The organism is Bacillus sp. 7884-1, from assembly GCF_002272245.1.
Taxonomy (GTDB): domain Bacteria; phylum Bacillota; class Bacilli; order Bacillales; family Cytobacillaceae; genus Neobacillus.
This window is the reverse complement of the sequence record NZ_NPDD01000150.1, coordinates 1-24,283: the sequence shown is the minus strand read 5'-3', so window position 1 is coordinate 24,283 and position 24,283 is coordinate 1. Positions and strand designations below refer to the sequence as shown.

The 24,283-nt window shown below is 38.6% G+C and carries 20 protein-coding genes; 8 read left to right on the top strand and 12 right to left on the bottom strand.

Annotated features, from left to right (window positions below):
• Positions 1-183 precede the first annotated feature (183 nt).
• Genes CHI06_RS17810 through CHI06_RS17800 form a run of 3 tightly spaced genes read left to right on the top strand, consistent with a single transcriptional unit; the run spans position 184 to position 2,082 of the window.
• Positions 184-459: a hypothetical protein gene (locus CHI06_RS17810; protein ID WP_373558155.1), complete on the top strand. Its 276-nt coding sequence runs from the start codon at positions 184-186 to the stop codon at positions 457-459.
• Positions 460-463: 4 nt separating this feature from the next.
• Positions 464-1,699, top strand: a complete 1,236-nt coding sequence (locus tag CHI06_RS17805; RefSeq protein ID WP_095249971.1) for a glutathionylspermidine synthase family protein — start codon at positions 464-466, stop codon at positions 1,697-1,699.
• On the top strand, positions 1,693-2,082 hold the full coding sequence (locus CHI06_RS17800) for a DUF350 domain-containing protein (RefSeq protein WP_095249970.1): 390 nt from the start codon (positions 1,693-1,695) through the stop codon (positions 2,080-2,082). Before CHI06_RS17805 ends, CHI06_RS17800 begins: the two co-directional genes overlap by 7 nt.
• A 30-nt stretch (positions 2,083-2,112) precedes the next feature.
• On the opposite strand, the gene CHI06_RS17795 is transcribed toward CHI06_RS17800, so the two are convergent.
• The 6 genes from CHI06_RS17795 to CHI06_RS17770 form a co-directional block, all read right to left on the bottom strand.
• Positions 2,113-3,141, bottom strand: a complete 1,029-nt coding sequence (locus CHI06_RS17795; protein ID WP_095249969.1) for a potassium channel family protein — start codon at positions 3,139-3,141, stop codon at positions 2,113-2,115.
• Positions 3,142-3,696: 555 nt separating this feature from the next.
• The gene (locus tag CHI06_RS17790) at positions 3,697-4,815 is read right to left on the bottom strand and encodes a Ger(x)C family spore germination protein (protein ID WP_095249968.1); all 1,119 of its coding nucleotides are present in this window, start codon (positions 4,813-4,815) and stop codon (positions 3,697-3,699) included.
• The gene (locus tag CHI06_RS17785) at positions 4,812-5,912 is read right to left on the bottom strand and encodes a GerAB/ArcD/ProY family transporter (RefSeq protein ID WP_095249967.1); all 1,101 of its coding nucleotides are present in this window, start codon (positions 5,910-5,912) and stop codon (positions 4,812-4,814) included. Before CHI06_RS17785 ends, CHI06_RS17790 begins: the two co-directional genes overlap by 4 nt.
• Positions 5,909-7,399: a spore germination protein gene (locus tag CHI06_RS17780; protein WP_095249966.1), complete on the bottom strand. Its 1,491-nt coding sequence runs from the start codon at positions 7,397-7,399 to the stop codon at positions 5,909-5,911. Before CHI06_RS17780 ends, CHI06_RS17785 begins: the two co-directional genes overlap by 4 nt.
• Before the next feature lie 214 nt (positions 7,400-7,613).
• Positions 7,614-8,063 carry a threonine/serine exporter family protein gene (locus CHI06_RS17775; RefSeq protein WP_095249965.1) on the bottom strand — a complete coding sequence of 150 codons (450 nt, stop codon included), beginning with the start codon at positions 8,061-8,063 and terminating at the stop codon, positions 7,614-7,616.
• 13 nt (positions 8,064-8,076) lie between these two features.
• Positions 8,077-8,838, bottom strand: a complete 762-nt coding sequence (locus tag CHI06_RS17770; protein WP_095249964.1) for a threonine/serine exporter family protein — start codon at positions 8,836-8,838, stop codon at positions 8,077-8,079.
• Positions 8,839-9,039: 201 nt separating this feature from the next.
• Between CHI06_RS17770 and CHI06_RS17765 the strand changes: the two genes are divergently transcribed.
• Entirely contained in the window at positions 9,040-10,254 is a 1,215-nt protein-coding gene (locus CHI06_RS17765) for an MFS transporter (protein ID WP_095249963.1), read from the top strand.
• A gap of 27 nt (positions 10,255-10,281) precedes the next feature.
• Here CHI06_RS17765 and yfkAB read toward each other — a convergent pair whose 3' ends face one another.
• On the bottom strand, positions 10,282-11,400 hold the full coding sequence (gene yfkAB / locus CHI06_RS17760; protein ID WP_095249962.1) for a radical SAM/CxCxxxxC motif protein YfkAB: 1,119 nt from the start codon (positions 11,398-11,400) through the stop codon (positions 10,282-10,284).
• 184 nt (positions 11,401-11,584) lie between these two features.
• Between yfkAB and CHI06_RS17755 the strand changes: the two genes are divergently transcribed.
• The gene (locus CHI06_RS17755) at positions 11,585-12,373 is read left to right on the top strand and encodes a formate/nitrite transporter family protein (RefSeq protein ID WP_095249961.1); all 789 of its coding nucleotides are present in this window, start codon (positions 11,585-11,587) and stop codon (positions 12,371-12,373) included.
• A gap of 100 nt (positions 12,374-12,473) precedes the next feature.
• On the opposite strand, the gene recQ is transcribed toward CHI06_RS17755, so the two are convergent.
• From recQ to CHI06_RS17735, 4 genes are all read right to left on the bottom strand, one after another.
• Positions 12,474-14,603, bottom strand: a complete 2,130-nt coding sequence (recQ, locus tag CHI06_RS17750; RefSeq protein WP_095249960.1) for a DNA helicase RecQ — start codon at positions 14,601-14,603, stop codon at positions 12,474-12,476.
• A 414-nt stretch (positions 14,604-15,017) separates the two neighbouring features.
• Complete coding sequence (locus tag CHI06_RS17745; RefSeq protein WP_095249959.1) at positions 15,018-16,580, bottom strand: fatty acid--CoA ligase; 1,563 nt, start codon at positions 16,578-16,580, stop codon at positions 15,018-15,020.
• Positions 16,581-16,594: 14 nt separating this feature from the next.
• Positions 16,595-17,740, bottom strand: coding sequence for an acyl-CoA dehydrogenase family protein (locus CHI06_RS17740; RefSeq protein WP_095249958.1), 1,146 nt, complete (start codon positions 17,738-17,740; stop codon positions 16,595-16,597).
• Between the two features lie 38 nt (positions 17,741-17,778).
• Positions 17,779-19,302 carry a class I adenylate-forming enzyme family protein gene (locus CHI06_RS17735; RefSeq protein WP_095249957.1) on the bottom strand — a complete coding sequence of 508 codons (1,524 nt, stop codon included), beginning with the start codon at positions 19,300-19,302 and terminating at the stop codon, positions 17,779-17,781.
• Between the two features lie 231 nt (positions 19,303-19,533).
• Here CHI06_RS17735 and CHI06_RS17730 point away from each other — a divergent pair, with 231 nt between their 5' ends.
• The gene (locus CHI06_RS17730; protein ID WP_095249956.1) at positions 19,534-20,832 is read left to right on the top strand and encodes an SGNH/GDSL hydrolase family protein; all 1,299 of its coding nucleotides are present in this window, start codon (positions 19,534-19,536) and stop codon (positions 20,830-20,832) included.
• Between the two features lie 49 nt (positions 20,833-20,881).
• Here the strand turns inward: CHI06_RS17730 and CHI06_RS17725 are convergent, their stop codons facing one another.
• On the bottom strand, positions 20,882-22,069 hold the full coding sequence (locus CHI06_RS17725; protein ID WP_257009350.1) for an MFS transporter: 1,188 nt from the start codon (positions 22,067-22,069) through the stop codon (positions 20,882-20,884).
• A 203-nt stretch (positions 22,070-22,272) separates the two neighbouring features.
• Here CHI06_RS17725 and CHI06_RS17720 point away from each other — a divergent pair, with 203 nt between their 5' ends.
• Both CHI06_RS17720 and CHI06_RS17715 read left to right on the top strand, forming a co-directional pair.
• Positions 22,273-23,235: a D-2-hydroxyacid dehydrogenase gene (locus CHI06_RS17720; RefSeq protein ID WP_095249955.1), complete on the top strand. Its 963-nt coding sequence runs from the start codon at positions 22,273-22,275 to the stop codon at positions 23,233-23,235.
• A 15-nt stretch (positions 23,236-23,250) separates the two neighbouring features.
• Positions 23,251-24,189: a glycerophosphodiester phosphodiesterase gene (locus CHI06_RS17715; protein ID WP_095249954.1), complete on the top strand. Its 939-nt coding sequence runs from the start codon at positions 23,251-23,253 to the stop codon at positions 24,187-24,189.
• Positions 24,190-24,283: the final 94 nt, after the last annotated feature.

Below are 24,283 nucleotides of genomic sequence, written 5' to 3'. Positions count from 1 at the left end.
CGACCCCTGCAAGAAGGCGCTTTTTGCCTTCTTCAGGGGGTGGCTTATGACTCGAGTCCCAAGGAGCCGCAACTAGACACGCTTATGACCCCGAGCCTCTAGGCGCTGACGCTAGACATCAAAAAGGAGGCTGTGAAGGTGAAGAAAACCCAATGGTTAATCACTGGTGTTCTTACTTCTCTTATGGCTGGAACCACCCTGGCCGGATGTTCTCAAGCACAAGACCTTCCCCCTGAACCAGACGACACTAACTGTTCAGATTGGGAATGGGATGACGAAGAAGGAGTCTGGCAATGTGATGATACTCGATCAAGTTACTATGGGCATTTCTTTTTAGCCGGAATGTTTTTCAGTAACAAATCAGCTTTGAGAAATTCATCTGCTTACAAGTCTTATAAATCCTCCTCTAGCTTTAAGGGTGGTTTCGGCAGCGGCTCAAAAGGTGGATTTGGAGGTTAATATCATGTCCACTTACGCAAAGGGCCGAAGTCAATTTTACTCAAAGTTTCCAGACTTTTGGTCAAACTTATATGGTGGAGAATACAGTTTATATCATGTATTCACCATGACAGAACATACCCAAACCCTTATTAAGGAAGCTACAGAACGTTTAGGAAAGGTTTTTTTTAAGACAGCTGGTCTCCTGCGAAGCCTTCAAGATGATCAGCTTCTTGAACTTGGTTTTCCGGCCGCAAGTCTTCCATTTCTCAGAATGAAGACCCTTTTTCCTGAATCAGTCATTTCACGATTTGATTTTGCTTTGACGAGTGACGGTTTAAAAATGCTTGAGTTTAATTCTGACACACCTACTTTTATCGTCGAATGTTTTCAAATCAACGGGAAAGTTTGTTCAGAATTTGGCTATCGTAATCCGAATGAAAATCAAGAACGCCTTCTATCGTCTGGCATTACAAAGGCTGTCCTTGAATCCTCAAAGGGACATGAAACTCCAAATGTTGTATTCACAGCACACAGTGATCATATCGAGGATTGGAATACCACTGTTTATTTAAGTCAGTTATGTAAGGTTAAAAATCAAATCATTCCAATGTCAGAGCTTCGGATTACGGATGAAGCACTTTTAGATACTAATGGAGTGCCGATTAATGTTTTATATAGGCAGACGTATCCTCTTGAACATCTGCTTGGGGACAGGGATCCAAAAACAGGCGATTTCGTGGGAATCGAATTACTACACCTTGCGAAGAAAGGGAAAATTTCTATTGTAAACCCTGTTTCAGCATTTCTTCTCCAACCCAAATCAATTCAATGCCTAATTTGGGGCTTAGCTGAAAAAGAAGGATTTTATACAAAGGAAGAACAGGAATGGATTAATAAATATATACTGCCTACCTACCTTGAGCCCGATGTCTTTAGTGGTACAACAACCTATGTTCAAAAGCCATCTTTTGGCAGGGAAGGAGATACCATTACCATATGGGATGAACATACCAATGTAGACACCCAAAATGCCTTCCAAACTTACAAAAATGAGCTGCCAGTCTATCAATCGTATGTACCTCTGCCAGTGATTTCACTGGAAACGGAAAAGGGTATAGAAGAGTTATCATATGTATTTGGTTCTTTTCTTATTGCTGGGAAACCGAGCAGCATTGGAATAAGAGCAGGAGGAAAAATCACAGGAAATGAGTCATATTTCTTACCAGTCGGAATCAATGAGGAGGAATATAATTGTTAGATTTCTTGCTATATTTAGCTGTTTCTTTAGGACTATTACTTGTTGGATTATTTTTAATGGAAATCACTACAAAGGTAAAGGAATTCGCCTTAATGGCGAAAGGAAATAAAGCAGCCAGTTATGTCCTGGGTGGAAGGCTCCTCGGGCTTGCTATTGTTTTATATTCCGCACTTGCTAACTCCATTTCTTTATTAGATATGGTCATTTGGGGAGCTGTTGGAATCGCAGCACAGATTATTGTCTTCTATCTTACCGAGTGGCTCACACCTCGTCGTTTTAACGTTTCCCAGAGCATTGAAGAAGATAACCGTGCAGTCGGTCTTTTTCTCCTATTATTGTCCGTATCAATTGGAATAGTCATAGCAGGTTGTTTGACCTATTGAAAAAAACGCATCTTCTTAGATGCGTTTTTTTCATAGCTTTTGGTATGTATGTTTGTCACATATGACAAATAATCTAGCTTCCTTTGGGATGGGTTCATTCCATTTTTTGAGTATGTTCAAATCATTCCTGTCAGCTATTAGCTGAGCCCCTTTTTCTTTAAGTTGGTCATATGCAGTTCCATATGTTTTCCATTCAGGACTTACACTGACCTCCCAGAGATCACTCCCCCCGTCACCATCCTGTCTGCTTAGCAATTGTGTAAATAGATGGCTGGCTCCTTTCATTTGGGCTGATTTCGCCATCAGGTTCGATACAGAACCATTTGATAAAATAAATTCATCAATCTTAACATGCTTGAAATTGCCCACGTGCTTTTCGTTGACGATTTCTGCAATGGTATAAATATTCTTTTCTGTTCCATCATCGTAGCGTTCTATCGAAGAAGCAGTTAAAAGAGTCTTGCCATCTACTAAATCAGGATTCGCTATCCCTTCTGCTGCAAACAGCAATACAGCCTGTGAATTTTCAATTTTCGCCTTCCTCAAAGTCTCTACATCTGTCGGGCTTCCCTGAATATAATGAAACCGTTCATGCTCATAAGGAGTCCTTTCAAATTCATCAATCAACACGATATCGGTTTTTTCATCACATATTAATAGTTCATTTATCGTGCTTTTACTTTTAGCAGTCCAACCAATAATGACAAAATGATTTTCACCTTTATAGGACAATTTCCCTTCCTCCTTTCGTCTTTTATATTGTGTGATACCATCTACAATCACCCCTATTAACGTACCAAAAAGACCAATACCTATTGTATAAACAACAATCATCGCCCACGTTCTTCCTGCTTCTGTTGTTGGATATACATCTCCATAGCCGACCGTGGTCATCGTTGTTAGAATCCACCACACTGCATGTAAACTGCTTTCAAACGTCTTAGGTTCTATAAATCGAATAATTTCCGCATTAACGATAATAAAAAGCAAGGTAAAAAGAATTACTGTTCGATACCGGTATCGTGAGGCTGTGAGGAACAGTTTACGAAAAAAAAGCATTTTCCCCCTCCTTTCCTATTCATTATTATAATTTCTACTAATGATTCCTAATTTCCTTTTTTTGAAAGAAGGCACTATTAATACTCTCATTAAACTAATATATTGACATATCTTGTGACAGGGTGTAGTATTAGTAATTGTGCTTAACATTTATGTAACTTGTAATAGACGAGATAACGCAATGTAAGAATTTTTTCTGGCATTCTGCTTATGTTTTAAAAGTAAAACTTATTCACGCTGGATCGGCTTCGGAGCCGTAAGGATGTAAGAGAGGTAGGGCTTACATCGTTTAGGTATAAAACCATCAGGTGGAAGAGTAACCGCGGCAAATTGGTCTTTTAATACCATTTATTATATATTAAATTTTTACCTTGCGATGGCTGATATCAAAACAACCATTCACAAGTTACAATAGTGATCCCATTTGGATCAAAAGCAAAAGAAGGCAGAGGAAATTATTCCTCTGCCTTCGTCCAATTTTGAGGTGTTTTTTATATTTTAATATTCGTTTTAATGTGCAATATATGAACGTGGCAGTTCTTAATTTTCAAGAAATTATTGTTCGACAGCTCCATTAGAGTTTATGTCTACTTTTACAGATACATTGATATCAGATTCAGCCAATGCTTCTCCCCAATTATTTTCCACCTTTTTATAATGGGTATATTGGTACGCACGGGCGTAAAGGCCAAGTCCAATAGGGTCAATTTTCTTTTTTTGGATTTTCTTCATGAGGTCCTCAATTTGTTTTTTCACCACTTTTTCAATCATCTTCGTTAACTGATCATTATTTAGCTTATCTTCTGGAAATAAACGTTCTACAATATTGATGGTCATTTTAACATTAATATCAAAATGAAACTTATTCTGCTTATATCCAGATTTTATCTTCGTTTTTACTCGACCAGCAGCAAAACTTATCACATTTTTATGAAAGATATTTTTCTCATCTTCTTTTAGAAGAACTGGAATCGTTAGGGTGATTTCACGCCTCTTTTTATTCTGTAACATGAGTAGTAAAGTAGATTCAGGCATATTAAGAAATTGAGCGTATTTTCCTTTATCATCAAGAAGAGATATTCCTGTCAGCTCGATATTTTTTCCTATTTTCACTTCCGAAATAAAAGGGGTCATTGCCTTCTCGTATATCTCCCTGTGCAGTTCTTGCAGAGTACCTTTTACTGCTCTCGTTCGATCATAATTCTTATCAATCAGGGCTTTTAGATGTAAAGATAATTGTGGTTTCTCAGTTGGATGATGAAAGATTACCTCTGAAACAGGGCCATTAACCGTTACTACTCTTGTACTCATGGAAAACGTAGGATTTCGATATACAGTATCCAATATTGGAAACCAATCCCCATGCTGTAGGACACGTTTTCCCACTAATAATACTTGAATTTTCCCAGCGGTCACTTCTCCAGTTGTTAGAGCGTCAAAAAGTCTTCTTGAATCTCGAATTGTTCTTGCCTTTACTTCATATGATTCGACTCCTTTCTTTGCTCCTTCACTAAAAACTGGATTTATTTCATAAAAGACAAGGTTATTTTCTTCATCTAGATCAATACCAATGATTAAGGCAAGGGTCAAATCCTCTAAAGGGGCTTTCTTGCCACAGCTAGAAAGGAAGACGATAAGGAAAATCAAAAGAATCGCGTAATTCCAACGTTTCATTTAAGAGCCCTCCTTTTTATGCGAGAATAAAACCAGAGATATCCCCATAAACATAATGGAAAAGCATACCCAATTATTAAACTAATAGGTTCGACCCCTTTTTGAAGCTGTGTATTTCTTCCAAAAGATTGGGGTAAGAAAAAAACATAGACTAGGTTAAGAAGTAATAACCATACTACATATTTACTGTGATCTTGTTTACCAAATAATTGAGTAGTACAAAATACAGTCGCAAAAAAGAGAGGTAGGACCGTCGTAGATATCACAAATATATATATAGATAAAAAGACAATTTCTAACCGTTCTAAAAATCTAAATTCAACTATTTTTAACAGATTAATGGTTGGTTCCTTATATTGGGTAATTTCGTCTGGACTATAAAATGAAAACGCAACGATGGTTACAATTATATATACGGCCAGCGTTAGTGTATTGGCAATGACGATTCCGATGGACGCTTTTTGTTTCTTTTGTAAAAAAGGATAAAGGAAAAAAGCGATTTCAAATCCTAAAAAGGAGAAAATCGTTGTTTTTGCTGCTGTAAGTATTGGTTTCCATCCCTCCTTAATAATTGGAAGCAGATGAAGCCAGTGAGCTTCTTTTAAAGGAGAGAAATAAAAGAAGAGCATCCATGTTGTCATAAAGAACACCAATTCAGCATACCTGCCTAATATCGTAATATTATTTCGAACAATCATGTAGCTGGGAATGGATAGGAGAAATAACAAGATAAACAGGTCTGTTTGTGGCAAAACCCAAAATTGGATAAACAGACCTTCTCTAATAAAAACGATAGAGCCTAAAAAAGCGAAATACAAAGCAAAAATAAAAGCAGCGATTTTCCCAATCCATTTCCCAAAATAATGAGTCACAAGATCAATGATCGTTCCATTAGGGTAATTCTTCATCACCTGAATAATGATTAAACTGGCTAGTGTAGAAAATAACCAGCCAATAACGAGGGCGATCCACCCATCTGTCCCTGCCTTTTCAGCTAATTCACGTGGCAGGGTTAACAGGCCGACCCCAAGCTGGGCACCATGAATTAAAAATATATATTGCATAAATGTAATTTGATTATTTGTATATTTTATCAATGTTCGTCACCCTCTGAACGATTAGACTTAGCCTTTAGCCTCTGAATGGCTCTAGTACTTTCAGGGCGCTTTACAATAGACCACTCTGGGAACCGAATAAAAAGATCCTTCCAATCTGGGAACCGTAATGGAGCTATCGGACTGCCATAAGGTGTGCCTAATGATTCGAGAGCTATAAAATGGGCAATTAATGTCATTAATCCAACTGCGAGTCCAATGAACCCGAATAATGATGCTGCAAACATCATCGGGAATCGCAGCATCCGAATGGCTGCCCCCATATCATAATTCGGAATAATAAAAGAGGCAATTGCAGTCAAAGCTACGACAATCACCATGATATTACTTACAATCCCTGCCTCTACAGCCGCTTGACCAATGACAATACCACCGACGATTCCAACTGTTTGACCAATTTTGGCTGGAAGACGTATACCCGCTTCCCGCAACATTTCTAAGGTGATCTCCATAACGATGGCTTCAATAATAGGCGGAAATGGAACTCGTTCTCGAGATGCACCAATGGATAAAAGCAGCTTTAAAGGGATGATTTCAAAGTGAAAGGCAATGACAGCAATATAGGTTGCCGGTAGAAATATGGCAACAATAAATCCAAAATATCTCATGAGGCGAATAAAGGATGCAACTAGCCACCGTGACCCATAATCATCCATACTCTTGAAAAAAGTTTCAAAGGTTGCTGGTCCAATAAGGACATTGGGAGATCGATCCACTACAGTCACGATTCTCCCCTGTAAAATTTCTGCAGCTGCAAAATCAGGACGTTCCGTTAAAAATAGTTGCGGAAACGGAGAATAGGGGTTGTCCTCAATATATTCTGCTAAGGAGGCTGCATTTAAAATACTGTCGACATCTATTTTGTTTAATCGATCTACAAGCTCTTTTAATACTTCTGGTTTTGCAACATCGGCTAAATACATAATCGTAAGCTTCAAATTCCCTCTTGCACCAACGGTTATTTCCTTCATTTTCAACTCGCGGTTTTGAATATGGCGGCGAATTAAAGCAATATTAGTACTGCCAGTTTCAGTGAAACTTAGATGTTCTCCTCTTAAGGAAGACTCAATGGTCGTATCCTCAATTCCTCTTTGCGGCCATCCCGGGGTATCAAAGATGGATGCCTTATTCTCCTTATCAATAAATAAGACACTATTTCCTTGTAAAATCGCACTTTCAATTTCCTGCCACGTGTTTTTTTCTTTTACATCACCGACTGATACCTGTACCTCAAAGCCTTTCCTCTCTTTATCTGCCTCAAATAAAAGTGGGCTTAGGATATGATTATTAATGGTCTTAGTATCTGTAAGACCGCTTAAATAAACGAGAGCTGCTGGGCTGTTTGTTTGTTTTATGACAAAGTTCTTTACAACCAAATCAGGTGTCTCGCTAAAAATGTTCTGGATTTCCGCAATATTTTCCAATAACAGCGGACTTATAAGTTTTATTGAGAGGTCATTGTTCTGTATTTGGAATGAACTTGGTTGCTTCTTTTTATTATGGTATTTTTGAAAAAAAAAGCATAGAGGAAATCCCGCCTATTATGGAATAAGATAGGTTAGTTTGTATCTATATATGGAGGGATATTCAATATAAAACATTTTTTACCTTGTTGGTCCAACTAGGATTAAAACAAAGAAGGCAGAGGATTATCCTCTGCCTTCTTCCAATTCTATTTAAATTTTAGATTTTCAAAGCCTTACTGCCTTTTATCCTACGAACCACTTGATTAATGACTTCTGAAAAAACAAGACCAAATGCGATTGAGCCTGAAAGTAACGTTACCTTTGCACCTAATGCCATAGCTTGAAAGTAATCATCCTCGACAAAATTCCTCATCGTGTCATAGGCTAACCCGCCTGGTACTAACGGAATGATTCCAGCAACGCTAAAAATAATAACAGGTGTTTTATAAAATTTAGCAAACTCTTGGCTGACTATTCCAACGAAAAGAGTAGCTAAAAGGGTAGCTAAAACAGAATCCCCAGTATACTTTTCTGCAAGATAATAGATAATCCATCCACCCATTCCAACAAGTCCACATTTTACTAACGTTTCCTTCGGAGCATTAAAAATGACTCCAAATGCGGCTGTTGCTATAAAGCTTGTGATCAATTGTCCAATGATATCCACCTGAATCCCCCATTCACAAAAATGATAAAACCACAGCAATTCCCGATCCAATTGCAAATGCAGTTAAGAGGGCTTCAGCACCTTTTGATAACCCTGACACCAAATGTCCTGCCATTAAATCCCTAACAGCATTGGTCACTAGGAGTCCTGGTACTAATGTCATTACCGACCCAATGATTATTTTATCTAACTGCTGACCTAATCCTGTTTTTACAAAGATGACCGCCAATAACCCAATAATGAACGAGGCTAAAAACTCTGAGAAAAACTTTACTGGTATAAAACGATGAAAATATAAAAAACCGAAATAACCTAACCCTCCGGTTAACATCGCGGGGATAAAGTCTAACCATTCTCCCATAAACATAATCATAAAACAGCCACTGGCTATCGAGGCAGCTCCAACTTGAAACATAAAGGGGAAGGTTACATCCAATGCATTTAACTCTTTTAGATGAATAAGTGCCTCATCTAAATTGATTTCGCCACTCGTTATTCTTCGCGAAATACTATTTACCATAGCCACCTTTTTTAAATCAGTAGACCGTGTTGAAATACGAATTAACTTAGTTTTGGTTGGCTCTGCACCTTCAGCTGAAAAGATAATTCCAGTAGGCGTTACATAGCTATGAGAATTTTCAATTCCAAAAGCAGCTGCAATTCTCATCATCGTATCCTCAACTCGGTAGGTTTCTCCGCCGCTTTGGAGCATAATTTTTCCAGCAAGTAGACAAACATCCATTATTTCATATGTAAGTGTTTTTTCGTTTTCCATCTAAACTTCACCACAATTATTCTTTCTTTTTATGATTTCCTAAGTTTAATCAAAACACCGCCTTTTATCAATAAAAAAACGCTCATAATAACTAATCTCATGCCAAAAGCTAATAGATATTTATATAACTATCATTTTTTTTAAATTTCGGTATTATTATATTTAGGAAAACGAAATATCTTACAGAGAGAGGTGAATAGCATGACTAAGTTGGAGATGGCGAAACGAAATATCTTAATCATGTGGTTTGCCAACTTCTTTGTAGCTGGAAGTATGACGATGGTTCTGCCGTTTATTTCGTTATACATAGAGACTTTTGGAAACTTTTCAGAGAAATATGTGCAGCATTGGTCAGGAATAACCTTTGCCGTAACATTTGTATCAGCTTTTATCTTCTCACCGATTTGGGGGAAAATTGGAGATCGTTATGGAAGGAAAAAAATCCTTATTATTTGTGGAATTGGAATGGGATGCTCGATATTCCTTATGGGCTATGTCCAATCCGTTTGGCAGCTTTTCCTCTTGCGGCTTTTGATGGGATTCTTCACAGGATTTATTCCAATGTCGCAAGCTTTTATTTCCACACAAACACCGAAGGAAATAGCCGGTCGTGTCCTTGGAACATTACAAACAGGCAGTATCACGGGTTCTCTCCTTGGTCCGATGCTTGGCGGGGTTTTAGCAGATGCACTAGGGTACTCCTTGACCTTTAAATGGACATCTATTGCGATTATTGTTTCCGGTCTGCTTGTTTTTGCAACGAAGGAGTATGTGATTGAAGCGATAAAAGGAACTAAATCACATTATTCCAGTAAGGAAGTTTTAGCACATATTGTTAAGAATCCTGTATTGTTAACTGTTTTACTTATCTCTTCACTCGTGCAAATTGCCCACTTTAGTATACAGCCGATTCTATCTTTATTCGTCAGTGAGCTGCATGGTCATACAAACATCGCTTTTTATTCCGGAATCGCCTTCTCTGCAGCTGGATTAGGAAATCTGCTGATGTCGAGAAATTGGGGGAAGATTGCGGATAAGCACGGTTATATAAAAATTCTTGTCATCCTGCTTTTTGTCTCAGGAATCATTTACCTTCCAGGTGCTGCAGTTACGGAGTTCTGGCAATTGGTTATAGTCCGCTTTGCCCTAGGAATAGCAATAGGAGGAATCATCCCTGTTCGCATTGCCTACATTCGTCAAGAGGCACCCATAGCCATGCAAGGTGAAGTCCTAGGCTACAATACTAGCTTGCGGTTCCTTGGAAATATCATCGGTCCGATGTTAGGTGGATTTATCTCTGGATATTTAGGATTTTCCGCCGTGTTTATTAGCACAAGTGCATTATTGATACTAAGCGGAATCATCTTGTTTATCTCCATGCACCGCCATCCGAAGCTTGTTAAACATATAGCTTAGCAAAAAAAGCAGGAAACCCTGCTTTTTTTATTTGCTTATAATATTTTTTGACTTGGAAAAGTCTATATCTTGATAATAACTGTTCTTTACTAAAATGTTGGGTCCCAGACAGGAAACAGCAGGACAATGACAACTCAATTCCTTAGAAATAGCAGAGGACTGCCAATTTTCATATGCCTCCGTTAGCTTGGTATCTTGAATATTACCTAGTGGCGGGGTATCACCAAAATCAGTAACGATAATATCTCCATTAAAAATGTTTACATTTAGACGGGACCTGCCATCGGGATCATTTCTTACTGTTACATTTTTACTTTGAAAAAGTCTATTTAAAAGATCTAAATCCTCTACCTTTTGGCTGCATGCGTAAAAAGGGAGAGTCCCAAAAAGCATCCAAACCTCTTCATCTCGAACATCTAGTAGATGGTGAATGGCTTCTCTTATTTCATTAAGTGTTAACGTTTCAAGATTACTAGCAAAATCACTTGGATACATTGGGTGAACCTCATGGCGCTGGCAGTGCATTTCATCAACAATTTGGCGATGGATTTTTTCTAAATGGGGAAATGTTCGCTTGTTAAGCATGGTTTCTGCGGAAACCATCACTCCAGCCTTCACTAGCTCCCGGCTATTTTCTATCATTCTCTCAAAATACATTTCTCGTTGTTTGTAATCTGGCTTGCGCTCCATTCTTGCAAATCCGCCCTCAACGAAATCATCTACAGTTCCCCAGTTATGTGAAATATGTAAAACATCTAGATATGGAATAATTAACTCATAGCGCGCTAAATCAAGTGTTAAATTTGAATTTATTTGCGTCCGAACTCCGCGTTCATGAGCATATTTTAATAAAGGAACCACATAATTTTTGATAGAGGAAAGAGAAAGCATGGGTTCTCCGCCTGTAATACTAAGTGCATTTAGTGTTTGAATTTCATCTAACCTACTCAAAAGTAAATCAAGTGGAAGCGCATCCGGGTCTTTGGGTTGAAGGGTGTACCCTACTGCACAATGTTCACAGCGCATATTACATAGTGTTGTCGTCGTGAATTCAATATTGGTAAGCTCGGGCTTCCCGTATTGCTTTATATCATTATATGCTTCCCACGGGTCATATTCAGGGGTTATTTTTTTCAAGTAGGACATCGTAAACTCCTTAAATTCAGTATTAGAAAAACCACTTCATTATAGCTGAAATAGTGTTTTTTTGCCTAGTATTAACTACTCTCCCTTTTAACAAAACTTATGAAACCACCCCATTTATTATACATAATTTAGTACCTATACATAGAAACTATAGGGATGAATCGAAAATTATGGATGGTGAGTTATGGAGAGACAGCCCTTAAGCGAGGTAGAAAAATTAGCGTTAAAAAAGGTAAAAATCTTTAGGCAAAGCCTATTACGTTATATTTTAAGGTCAATGCTTGCCAGTATGTTTATCGGATTTGGAGTAATTGTTGCTTTTAAAACGGGAAACTACTTTTATTTAGAACATTCCCCTTGGGCTTATCCGATGGCTGCTCTCACCTTTGGAGCTGCAATCATATTAATTGCTTACGCTGGTGGAGATTTGTTTACTGGTAATACATTCTATTACACCTATGCTGCACTACGGCGAAAAATGGCCTGGCTCGAAGTCACCAAGTTGTGGATAAGCAGTTATATCGGAAATATTTTAGGTGCAGCAGTATTCGCCTTTATCATTTTTACTACAGGACTTTATGAAGAATCGTCGGTAAATGGTTTTTTATTAAGCGTAGTAGAAAAGAAAATGCAGGTTCCTACAATGGAGCTGCTTTTTAGAGCCATTCTTTGTAATTGGCTGGTTTGCTTAGCCTTTTTTATTCCTCTTGGTCTAAAAGGAGACGGACCGAAAATGTTTTCGATGATCCTTTTTGTGTTCTGCTTTTTTATTTCCGGATATGAACATAGTATCGCCAATATGTGTACCTTCGCTATAGCCTTAGTTTTGAATCATCCTGGGACGATCTCATGGGGAGGAGTCATTCATAATCTAGTTCCCGTAACCATAGGCAATTTATTTGGCGGAAGCATTTTAATGGCGTGGATGTATTACTTTGTAAATAAACCTTTTTTAGATGAACCTGAAGAATAAAAACAGCCGTGTCCTTGTTATACGGCTGTTTTTATCGACAAATTCCTGGGAAATAATCCGGCAGACGACAATTAGTATGAATATTCTAAATAGTAATACATTATTTATTTTTGCTTAAAAAATATAGATAAGATTTAACCATGAAATAGCTTACTTCTTCAGGTAATAAATCCTTGATTGGTTTTAAACGGGAACGCCCAGCCTCTTCCACCGCTTTTTGAAGCATTGGAATATACTCCGCAGGAATGAGCTTAGAGAAATCAACTTCCATTCCTTGCTGAGCACATTGGATTAGATGGCTTTCAACCGTGCTTAGTGCTAGCTCGCGTTTTTCTGCTATTTGTTCGATTGATAAGTTTTGCTGATGTAGCTGTAAGGTTTCTAAATGGGAATCACCAACAGCTTTTTTAGCGACTTTTTTTGGTGGAGCTGCTTGTCCCTGCTCCGGCTGGCGCTCTGGATAGGCTTCACAAAACTGACGAATGTTTTGTATAAATTCAAGTCCATATTTCTGCAACTTAAGTTCCCCGACTCCACTGACTCCTAAAAAGTCTTCGCTTGTTCTTGGAAGCTTTGCACACATATCCTTTAAAGCGGCATCAGAAAAAATAACAAATGGAGGTACATTTTCTCTTTCCGCAATCGTTCTTCTTACTTCACGTAATGTTTCGAATAATGGGTCATCCTTTGAAATTTCTCTTACTTTAACGGTTTCTCTGCGATGAACTTTTTCCTTTCCAAGGAGAATGTCTTTCCCTTTTGGAGATACATATAAAGTTGGAAATTGTCCTTGTTCGATCGCAATTAATTCTTGTGATATCAAGAACTCGATAAAATCACTTACTTCTTTTGAACCTTTTTCCTTCATAATTCCATAGGTAGTCAGCTTGTCAAAACCCATCTCGGTTACTTTTTTATTTCTTGAGCCTGTTAATACTTGAGCAGTAAGTGTTTTTCCAAATCGCTGTCCCATTCGGATCATACATGACATTACCATTTGGGCTTCTGTTGTTACATCGATGCTCGTACGTGAATCAAGACAATTACCACAACGTCCACATGACTCTGTCTCTGTTTCCCCAAAATATTTTAAAATAAATTCCTGAAGGCAATTTTCGGTATGGCAATAATCAACCATCTGCTGTAATTTTTCCAGCTCTTGATTAATCCGAGTTCGATCGTTGGATTGATCGATTAAGAAGCGTTGAACCTGTACATCCTGCGAGGAATAAAGCAGGATACATTCACTTTCCAGACCATCACGTCCTGCACGGCCTGCCTCTTGATAGTAACTCTCCATATTTTTGGGAAGTTGAAAATGGAGGACATATCGGATGTTGGATTTGTCGATACCCATTCCAAAGGCTGAGGTTGCGACCATAACGGAGGCTTCATCTTTTAAAAAGCGATCCTGCTCGCGTATGCGCTCCGCATCGCCCATCCCGGCATGATACCTTGCAACATTGACATTTTCTTTCTTCAGCCTTTCGTAAAGCTGATCAACATTCTTCCGGGTGGCTGCATAAATAATGCCAGCTTCTTTTTCGTTCTTTTTTATATAATCTCTTAGATAATGAAGTCTGTCTTGACCTTTAATCACAGCAAATGAAAGATTCTCTCGTTCAAAACCAGTTATGATTGAATTCTCTTCATCAATGTCGAGTGTTTCACAGATATCCTCTCGAACCCTTGGTGTCGCTGTTGCAGTAAGCGCCAATACATTTGGTTTTTGCGGAAGACTGTAGACCATTTGCTTGATATGGCGGTAGCTTGGACGGAAATCATGCCCCCATTGTGAGATACAATGTGCTTCATCCACCGCAACTAATGGAATGTCCATTTGTTTCAGATCCTCGATAAATTCATGGGATTCTAATCGTTCGGGTGCTATATATAGGAGCTTGTACATTCCTTGCTTGGCTTCTCTGATTCGTTCGTTTGCTTCATTGTAACTTAAAGAGCTATTGATAAAAGTTGCAGGAATTCCTACCTGAACGAGGGCATCAACTTGATCCTTCATAAGTGAGATTAACGGGGATATAACAATCGTGGTACCTGGTAAAACAAGTGCAGGAATTTGAAAACAAATTGATTTCCCTCCGCCGGTTGGCATGACACAAATCGTATTTTCTCCAGCTAAAACGGATTGGATGGCACGCTCCTGCCCATTTCGAAAGGATGAATAACCAAAATGCGATTCTAATAATCGTTGAGCTTTTTCAAATAACAAAACGTCTCCCCCTTCTGCTAAATAACCTTCTTACATTATACCTTTTTTTAGATGTATCTGAGAGTGAATTTCGCTATACTTGAGTAAATTTTGTTATCTGAGAGTCTTTTCTGCTATGCGAGAGTAAATTTCGCTATCCGAGAGTATTTCCTGCTATGCGAGAGTAAATTTCGTTATCCGAGACTATTTTCTGCCATCCGAGAGTAAATTTCGTTATCCGAGAGTATTTTCTGCTATGCGAGAGTAAATTTCGTTATCCGAGAGTATTTCCTGATATACGAGAGTAAATTTCGTTATCCGAGAGTATTTCCTGCTATGCGAGAGTAAATTTCGCCATCCGCCAGTATTTCTTGCCATCCGCAAGTAATGTATAAAGAAGCTGCCGAACTCACTCGCCGGCAGCTTCTCCTATTATTATCCCTGTGTAAACAGCTCTTCCAACTGTTTCCGCAGCACAAACTTCTGGATTTTTCCACTCGCATTCCGCGGTAATGCTTCACAGAAAACATATTTTCGTGGACGTTTGTAGTTTGCTAGACTATCGCTGTTTTTACAATAGTCTTCCAAATCTTGTTCAGTCAATCCTGGATCCTTTTTCACCACAAATGCCGTCACGGTTTCACCCCAGCGGTCATCTGGCTGACCCACAATCGCAACATCTAGAACACCTTCATGTGCATGTAAGACATCTTCAACTTCACGTGGGTAAATGTTCTCCCCGCCACTAATAATCATATCATCCACCCGGTCATTAACATATAAAAAGCCCTCTGCATCTAGGTAACCGATATCACCTGAATGATACCAGCCTTTATACATCGATTTTTCCGATGCTTCTTCACGGTTAAAGTAACCGATCATCATGCATGGCCCTTTTACAATTATCTCACCTGTTTCACCAACTGGAACGACATCATCAGGATCTGAAGGACCATCTTCTCGCGTACGAACCACTCGAATATCGTGGTTAATGGCGGCTTGACCAGCAGAGCCTGCTTTTCTTAATTGGTCATTCTCGGATAGGAAGGTTATCGCTGGTCCCATTTCTGTCATGCCATAGGCTTGAACTAACCCGATACCAAATCGGTCATGGAGAGCATGAACGAGAGACGGAGCCATTGGAGCTGCACCATACAAACCTAGCCTTAGACTTTCTGTATTGTATTGACTTAAATCTTCTTGCAACAGCATGTTCCACATAGTTGGTGCTGCGAAAAATTTCGTAATCTTTTCTTTCCCTATTAACTGAAGGATGACCTTAGGGTTAAATTGGTGCAGAATGACATTTCTTGCTCCTACATGAATCCTTGGTAAAAAGGCACAATGAAGCTCCGCACAGTGGAACATTGGTGCAGTCACCAGACCAACATCCTCTGCCTCAAGCTTTTGAGCAGCAATACAAAGCACACTTTGGTCGACCATATTTCGATGACTATGCATGACTCCTTTTGGCCTTCCCGTTGTCCCGCTTGTATAGATAAAGGCATATATATCATTTTCATTAACCTCTGAATGAATCTCTTCGATTGAAGAGTCAGCAAGTCTATCGTGATAACTTGCTGCATAGGCTGGTGTTTCTTCATCAATAAACCAAAACGCCATCGATTCAAAACGATTTTCGATAGAGGAAATGACAGGCTCCAAAGCTTTTTCAAACAAGACCACTTTAGGGCTTGCATCCGATAAAATAAAAGCCACTTCTTCTGGCATTAAGCGGAAGTTTATTGGATTAAAGATGACCCCGATTTTTGCGCAGGCAAAGAATGCAGTTCCTAATTCCTCTGTATTAAACATGAATGTGGAAACCCGGTCGCCTTTTTTGACTCCTTCGTTCAACAACGCATTCGCTAGACGGTTAACCTGTTCACTCCACTCTTTATACGTATAGCGGACATTTTTCCTAACATCATAAATTGCATCCTTGTTCGGGTATCTTTTTACTGTTAAATCGAAAATTTGTCCAATAGTAGTAGTCATCAAATCTCCCCCATTTACAATCCTAGATTTTTGGCAATAATCGTTTTCATGATTTCATTAGTCCCTGCGTAAATACTAGAAACTTGAATATCGCGGAACCTTCTCGCAATCTCGTATTCTTCCATATAACCATAGCCGCCATGTAGCTGAAGGCATTCTCCCGCAATTTTCTTTGCGGTATCTGTTAGTCGCCATTTCGCCATTGAAACCTTTGTTACCACATTTTGGCCATCGATATGTTCAGCAATTAATTGATCTAAAAATGCTCTCCCCATCTCCACCTCGGTAGCCATTTCCGCAATTTTAAACTGAGTATTTTGGAATTGGCTGATAGGCTTTCCAAAGGCTTCGCGACTCTTCACATAGTCAATCGTTCCCTTTAACATAACTTCTGCTGAAATTTGTGCTGCTATGGCCACTAAAAGCCGTTCCTGCTGGAGTTTATCCATCATATAGAGAAAACCTTTACCTTCATCGCTAAGGAGATTCTCCTTAGGAACTCTGCAATCCTCAAAAATTAACTCTGCTGTATCCTGACTATGAAGGCCCACTTTGTTCAGTTTTCTCCCTCTTGAAAAACCAGGAGTATCTCGTTCAACCAGGAGTAAACTGACCCCTTTATGCTTTGGTACTGCATTAGAATCTGTTTTACAAGCTACTAGAATTAGATCCGATTGAATTCCATTGGTTATAAAGGTTTTTTGACCGTTTAATATATAGTGATCACCATCTAGCTTTGCGGTGGTTTTGATATTGGCAAGGTCAGACCCCGTCCCAGGTTCAGTCATCGCAATAGCTGTAATAAGTTCCCCTGTTACACAACGGGGAAGCCAGCGCTGTTTTTGCTCTGCTGTGCCGAATGAATTGATATATGGGACAACGATATCATTATGGAGACCCATTCCAACAAGACCAGAGCCCACTCTCTCTAACTCTTCATTAATAACAACAGAGAATCCCCAGTCGACACCACTGCCTCCGTAAATCTCATCTAAATCTGGACAAAGAAAACCCTGTTCCCCCATCTTTCTCCACAAGGAGCGTGGAATCATTCTCTCCTCTTCCCATTGCTCATAATAGGGAACAGCCTCTTTCTCTAAAAATTTCCTTAATGACTTGCGAAAAATCTCATGGTCATGTGTTAAGTATGGATGTTTCATTTTAAATGCCTCACTTTCTATTTGTAACCGCCTACTTTTTAAGCGTTAACTTGATTTAATTTTTGACGAAGCTGATATTTTAGTATTTTTCCAGAAGCATTTCTTGGTAACTGCTCTTCTATAAAGATTCTTCTTGGAACTTTGAAGCCAGCCAGTTTCTGTCGGCAAAAAGCTTTTAACTCTTCCTCATCTATGACGGCTCCTTCTTTTAGAACAATAATGGCGCAGACGGCCTCACCCCATGTGTCATCAGGCAGGCCAATAATGGCGGTATCTAGGACCCCAGGATGTTCGAAAAGAACCCCTTCTACTTCAACGGAATAAACATTTTCACCGCCCGTAATGATCATGTCCTTTTTACGGTCAACAAGGGTAATATAGCCTTCCTCATCGATGGTTGCCAGGTCACCTGTATAGAGCCAGCCATCTTTTATTGTGCTTTTTGTTTCTTCTGGCTTTTTATAGTATTCCTTCATAACCATTGGGCTTTTGATAATGAATTCACCTACTACATTGGGTTTAACATCATTCCCTTGTTCGTCGACCACACGCGTCTCTGTCAGAAAAATTGGTTTACCCCCCTTGCCAAGATGGAGTTTGTGCCCTTCTGGATCTAGAAGAATTCCACCAGGTCCGCCTTCTGTTAAGCCGCAAAGATTATAGAATTGATCTGTTTTAAATAATTGAATACTCTTTTTTACTAACTCAGGTGCCATTGGGGCGGCACCATAACCACACCGGCGTATGGATGATAAGTCGTAATCGGCTGCATTTGGAACCTGTAGAATGAAATTAAACATGGCTGGAACACCAAAGAAGTGAGAAATTTTATATTCTTGAATGGTTTGAAGTGTTTTGACTGGATGAAAATCACGGTGAATGATATGCGTTGCCCCTAGTGCAACACCTGAAATTAGGAAAAGATTTAACTGTGCAGAGTGGAAGAGTGGTGCAACATGAAGGATACGCTCATGTGGACGCAATCCCATATTAATCGTGACTGATATTCCTACATTAAAAATTCTCTTATGATCAAACAATGCGCCTTTTGGACGGCCAGTTGTCCCTGAGGTATATAAGATTTCTAAATCATCTTCATCAGAAACCTCAATTTCGGGTTCATTCCCATTATCAGATAAAGCGCTTACATAAGAGAGGTAGCCTAGTGTACTTGGTTCGCCGATGGTAATAACGGTCTCAACATCACTATCATCTTTAGCTGCGGTAATGACTTCTTCAAATTCAAGGTCACAAACAACTAGCTTAGCTTCTGATTGCTGTAATATGTAGTGAACTTCTGAGGAGGTCAATCGAAAGTTAATAGGAACAGCAACAGCGCCTATTTTAGCCGCTGCAAAAAAGGTAAAAACAAAATGGTCCGAGTTCTTCATCATCAAAGCTAATTTATCGCCCTTTTGTACTCCCATCCTCTGAAGACCGTGTGCCAATCTGTTTACTTCCTCATTAAATTGACGGTAGGTGTAACTGCGACCTTCACATTCAATCGCTAGCAACTCTGGGAACTTTCTGGCATTTTGAGATAAAAGACTACCAATATTCATTTTTGTTGTTCCTCCTTGTAATAAATAAATCACCCCAACCTATTGTAACAAAAGTATAGAATTTTTAGAATATTTAACTAGAAATTAATTACTAAACATTTCATTCTATATTAGTAAAGTCATAGGTCTTTTTGCACATTTTGTAGAATTATATATATTGAATATTCGAAAATTAGAGGATTATAATAGAATTTGGCAATAGAAAAATGATCGATTGGAGGAAATAATAAAATGAAGTTTAAAAGACTGTCAGTTTTACTAACACTCATGTTAGCCTTTAGTACCTTCTTTACCTCATTTGCTTTTGCAGAAGAAAACACAGACAAGCCTATTCTTGTCGCCTTAGGGGATTCCATATCATTTGGGTTAAAGCTGGAGGATAACCAAACTCAGCCATCACCAAATGCATTTCCTAGTTTAATAGCACCAGGAGAATTTGATGTCACCAATCTGGGAGTTCCAGGATGGACCTCATCGAATTTATTAAATGCAATGAATACTGATGCTAAATTTTCCACTGCGATTAAAGCCGCTAATTTTATTACTTTGAATATCGGCAATAATGATTTATTACAAGCTGTTGGTGTTAATGAAATCATTGCAAATCCAGGCGCCGTTGACCAAATGGCAATTATCCAAAAAGTGATACCAGCTGCAGAACTTCTAAAACAAAATTTAACTGCGATTATTACCAAAATTAAAGCAGAAAATCCAACTGCACCAATTGTCCTTTACAATATTTATAATCCTTTTGGCGAAAGCACTGACCCAGTCTTTGGTTTACTACATAATATTGGTAATCAAATTATTCAGGATGGTGTACAGAATGTTCCTGTTTACGGTAATATTCCTGGTATTAACCAACTATATTCAGCGGCAGGCCAAGTTCCGGGCATTTATTTGGCCGATGCCTACACAGCTTTTGATGGACACCAAGTAGAGTATATTTTTGGAGCACAGAAGGACTTAGTTCATCCAAATGCTGTTGGCCATCAAGTACTGGCTGGATTAGCAACAGAAATTCTGATTTCCTTATTACCTGAAGAACTAACAATAGAATTAACTCCAACTTCAACTGAAGAAACAACTGGCCCTGTTACAATTGAAGTTATAACAAATGCTGAGGAAGTTCTTTCAATGATGTGGTTAGAAGGAGACTTATCGGCTGACAAATTCTACGATGAAAAGGGTTCTGAATTAGGTACAAAGATTGTTGATAACAAATTCGAAGTTACTAAAAATAGAACCTATACAGTTTATGTATTAGACGCATATGGACAGGAAACAGTCCAAACTATTACAATAGAGAATATTAAAGACGAAGCTGTTCCAACACCGCCTATTGTAAATCCGGATACAACCCCACCAACACAAGTAACGAGTGCACCTGCATCTCAAGTAAAAGCGACTGGATATGCTATTCCAAATACGGCATCTCCTGCTTACAATTTTGTTGCAATTGGTTCTATGGTTCTTTTGGCAGGATTTGTTACGTTGCAAGTTCAAAGAAGACGCAGACAGGACGCTTAGTCCAATTAAAAAGGTCAGCCCTCTTACTCGAGAGGTCCTGACCTTTTGTTTATGAAACAATTCTTTCCTTTGGAGTAACTCTTTTTTTCCTAACTTCTATCATAGTTAAAACGATGGCAATAATTAAAAATAGACTACTTATCCGGAAGAGATTAGCAGTATCAGTGAATTGTGCTATTGTACCGAAAATAATCCCGCTTAAGCCAATCCCTAAATCAAGCGATGAAAAGAACATTCCATTTGCCACACCTCTTCGATTTTCGGGTGTCCTCGATAAGGTCCAGGATTGCAAGGTTGGTAATGCGCAGCCAAAACCGAGTCCAAACAATCCGCCCGCTATAGCAATCATGAAATTGGTTTGTGCATACGAAAGGACCCACAACCCAACAAAGGTAGCCAAAATACAGAAATAGACCATGCCGATTGGCCCTTTTTCATCAAACAATTTTCCTGCAAACGGTCTAGCCAACGTAGAAACAATGGCATTAAGAATATAAAATAAAAAGATTTGGTCAATGCCTCTTTCTTCCCCAAAGATAACGATAAAGGTTGAGACTGAACCATAACCTAGACAAATAATGAGGGTAATTAAAGATGGGTACCAGCTCGATTTCTCCACTAGTGAACCCAGGTAGGAAAATTTAAGATTTTCTTTTTTTGTTTTTAATACAGCTTCAGGTGTTTGGTATCTTACAAGTGCAAGCAGGACTACAGAAATAAAACCTAATATGCCTGAAATAATAATGAGATTAGTAAAGGAGGTAACATTATATAAGAAAATTCCTAGACTAGGGGCAATAATGAAACCAATTGTGGTTGAAAGCCCAAAATAGCCCATTCCTTCACCAAGTCTAGAAAATGGAATGACATCGACCGCCGCTGTACCATTCACGGTTGTAGACCAACCCCACGCAAGACCATGGACAAATCGGATTAACAGGAATATCATGACAATTCTTGATAATGGATAAAGAATAGTGATAACTAAAAGAATGACGGCTCCAATTAATACAAGTGATTTCCTTTGCTTGTATTCGAGCATATGTCCAATAAACGGTCTAATGAGCACAGCACCGATCGAAAACAACGCCGTCACAAGACCAATTTCTAACCCACTTGCACCTATGGATTTAATATAGGGCGGTAACGTAGGTATAAGCATTTGAAAAGACATAAACACAAATAGATTCCCAACCATTAACATAACAAAAGATTTAGTCCACAAACGCTCTTTCAAGGATACACCTCTCTAACTATCTTCATACCGATTATTGGGGTAATTCAGATTATTTCGCATCACTAAATAATAGCATAGAACACCTTAAAAGATAAATAAAAAATCATTTATTTTTCAGCACTTCCCTTGTATAATTGTTATCATTTTTCAGTAAATTCCGGTATCATGAATAGTAGTAACTGAAGCCTATATGGAGGAAACATATGCAAAAAAGAAAAATCGTCATTACTCATACACTCGAACAAAATCTTATCGATCAAATAATAGAGATTATCCCAGATTGGACTATCATTATAGGAAAAGATAGAGAGATTTGGCAGGAGCATATACTTGATGCTGAAATCATCGCCGGCTGGAAAAAAGGGATAGAAAAAGATTGTCTCACGCCCCATTCAAAGCTTAGGTGGCTCCAAACCTGGAGTGCCGGTGTAGATAGCTTGCCGCTTGAAACGCTGGAATCCAGAAATATTACCGTAACTAGTGCTAATGGCGTGCACGCTTATCCTATATCCGAAACCATTTATGCATTAATGCTTAGCTTAACGAGAAAGATTCATTCATATGTAAAAAACCAGCAAGAAAGAAAATGGCATCATTCTGATATGAAGTTAGAAATGCACGAAAAAACTGTTGGAATTATAGGTGTTGGGACCATCGGCAAAGAAGCAGCAAAAATTGCAAAAGCTTTTGGAATGAAGGTCCTTGGCGTTCGTCATTCAGGAAAACAACAGGAATTTGTTGATGAAATGTTCACCACCAATCAATTAGATGCAGTTCTTCCCAAGTGTGATTATGTGGTGGTCACTCTGCCGCTAACGAAAGAAACCAATCGCTTATTCGGCGCCAAACAATTCGACCTCATGAAATCTTCAGCATTCTTTATTAATATTGGACGTGGCGAAATCGTGGTAGAAGGAGATTTGATTTCCGCTTTACAGAGGGGACAAATTGCTGGTGCCGGTTTAGATGTGTTTGAACAAGAACCATTAACAGTTGATAGTCCTTTATGGGAAATGGAAAATGTGATTATTACCCCGCACACCTCTGGTTCAACGGAGCATTATAATCAACGGGTTATTGAAAATATTCTTATCCCGAACCTACAAAACTATATTTCAGGTAACCAGCCTTCTGTTAATCTAGTTGATTATTCAAAAGGCTATTAGTAGAGGAGCAGTCATATGCAACATGTCACAGTAAAAAAGGCAAGGAGAAAAAACACTATATTTCTATCTATAAAGCTGATAGTACCTGCCCTACTCATTTTCCTGTTAGTCATTAATTTATTTCCAGTTAAACAAATCAAACAGAAAAGCTTTTTTAAGCATACTCGACCATTGGTCATAGCCCACCAAGGCGGTGAACTGTTAGCACCTTCAAATACCATGGCAGCCTTTCAGAATGCAGCTAATATGGGAGTGGATGTCCTCGAAACAGATATACATATTACAAAGGATGGTCAATTAGTTACGATTCATGATGCAAGTGTTGACCGGACAACCAATGGTAAGGGACAAGTTGAAGACTTTACTTTAGCAGAAATTCAAGAGCTAGATGCAGGCTATCATTTTAAAAATCTAGAAGGCAATCATAATTTTCGTGGTAAGGGTGTCTATATTCCGACAGTTGAGGAAATGTTTCAAAACTTCAATGATATGAAGATTGAAATAGAAATTAAAGATGACAATCCCCCTGAAAGAATCGAGGAAATTGCGTCTAAATTATGGAATCTAATTGAAGATTACCAAATGGAAGAAAAGGTATTAATCGGTTCCTTTGACCAAGAAATTCTTAAGACATTTGATAAGTATGCAAAAGGTCGAGTAGCCCTTTCAGCCGGAAGACAAGAGGTTAAGAATTTTGTGGTTACCCATAAATTCCTTTTACGTAATCTTTATGTACCACACGTTGATGCTTTTCAAATCCCAGTGGAAGACAGCGGATTTGATTTAACTGATCAAAGATTAATCGATGGGGCACATCGGCTCGGAATGCAAATCCATTATTGGACCATTGATGATCCAGACACAATGAAAAAACTTATTGATGCAGGTGCAGATGGTATATTGACCAATCGCCCCGATTTATTAATTAAACTGATTGAAGAAAAAGGATTGTAAGGATTTAGAGTTGTTCTATTTATATGGGGCAGCTTATTCTTAAAGACAATATTTAAGGCTGTGTTAAGGGTAAATCATGATTATAGAGCTCTGG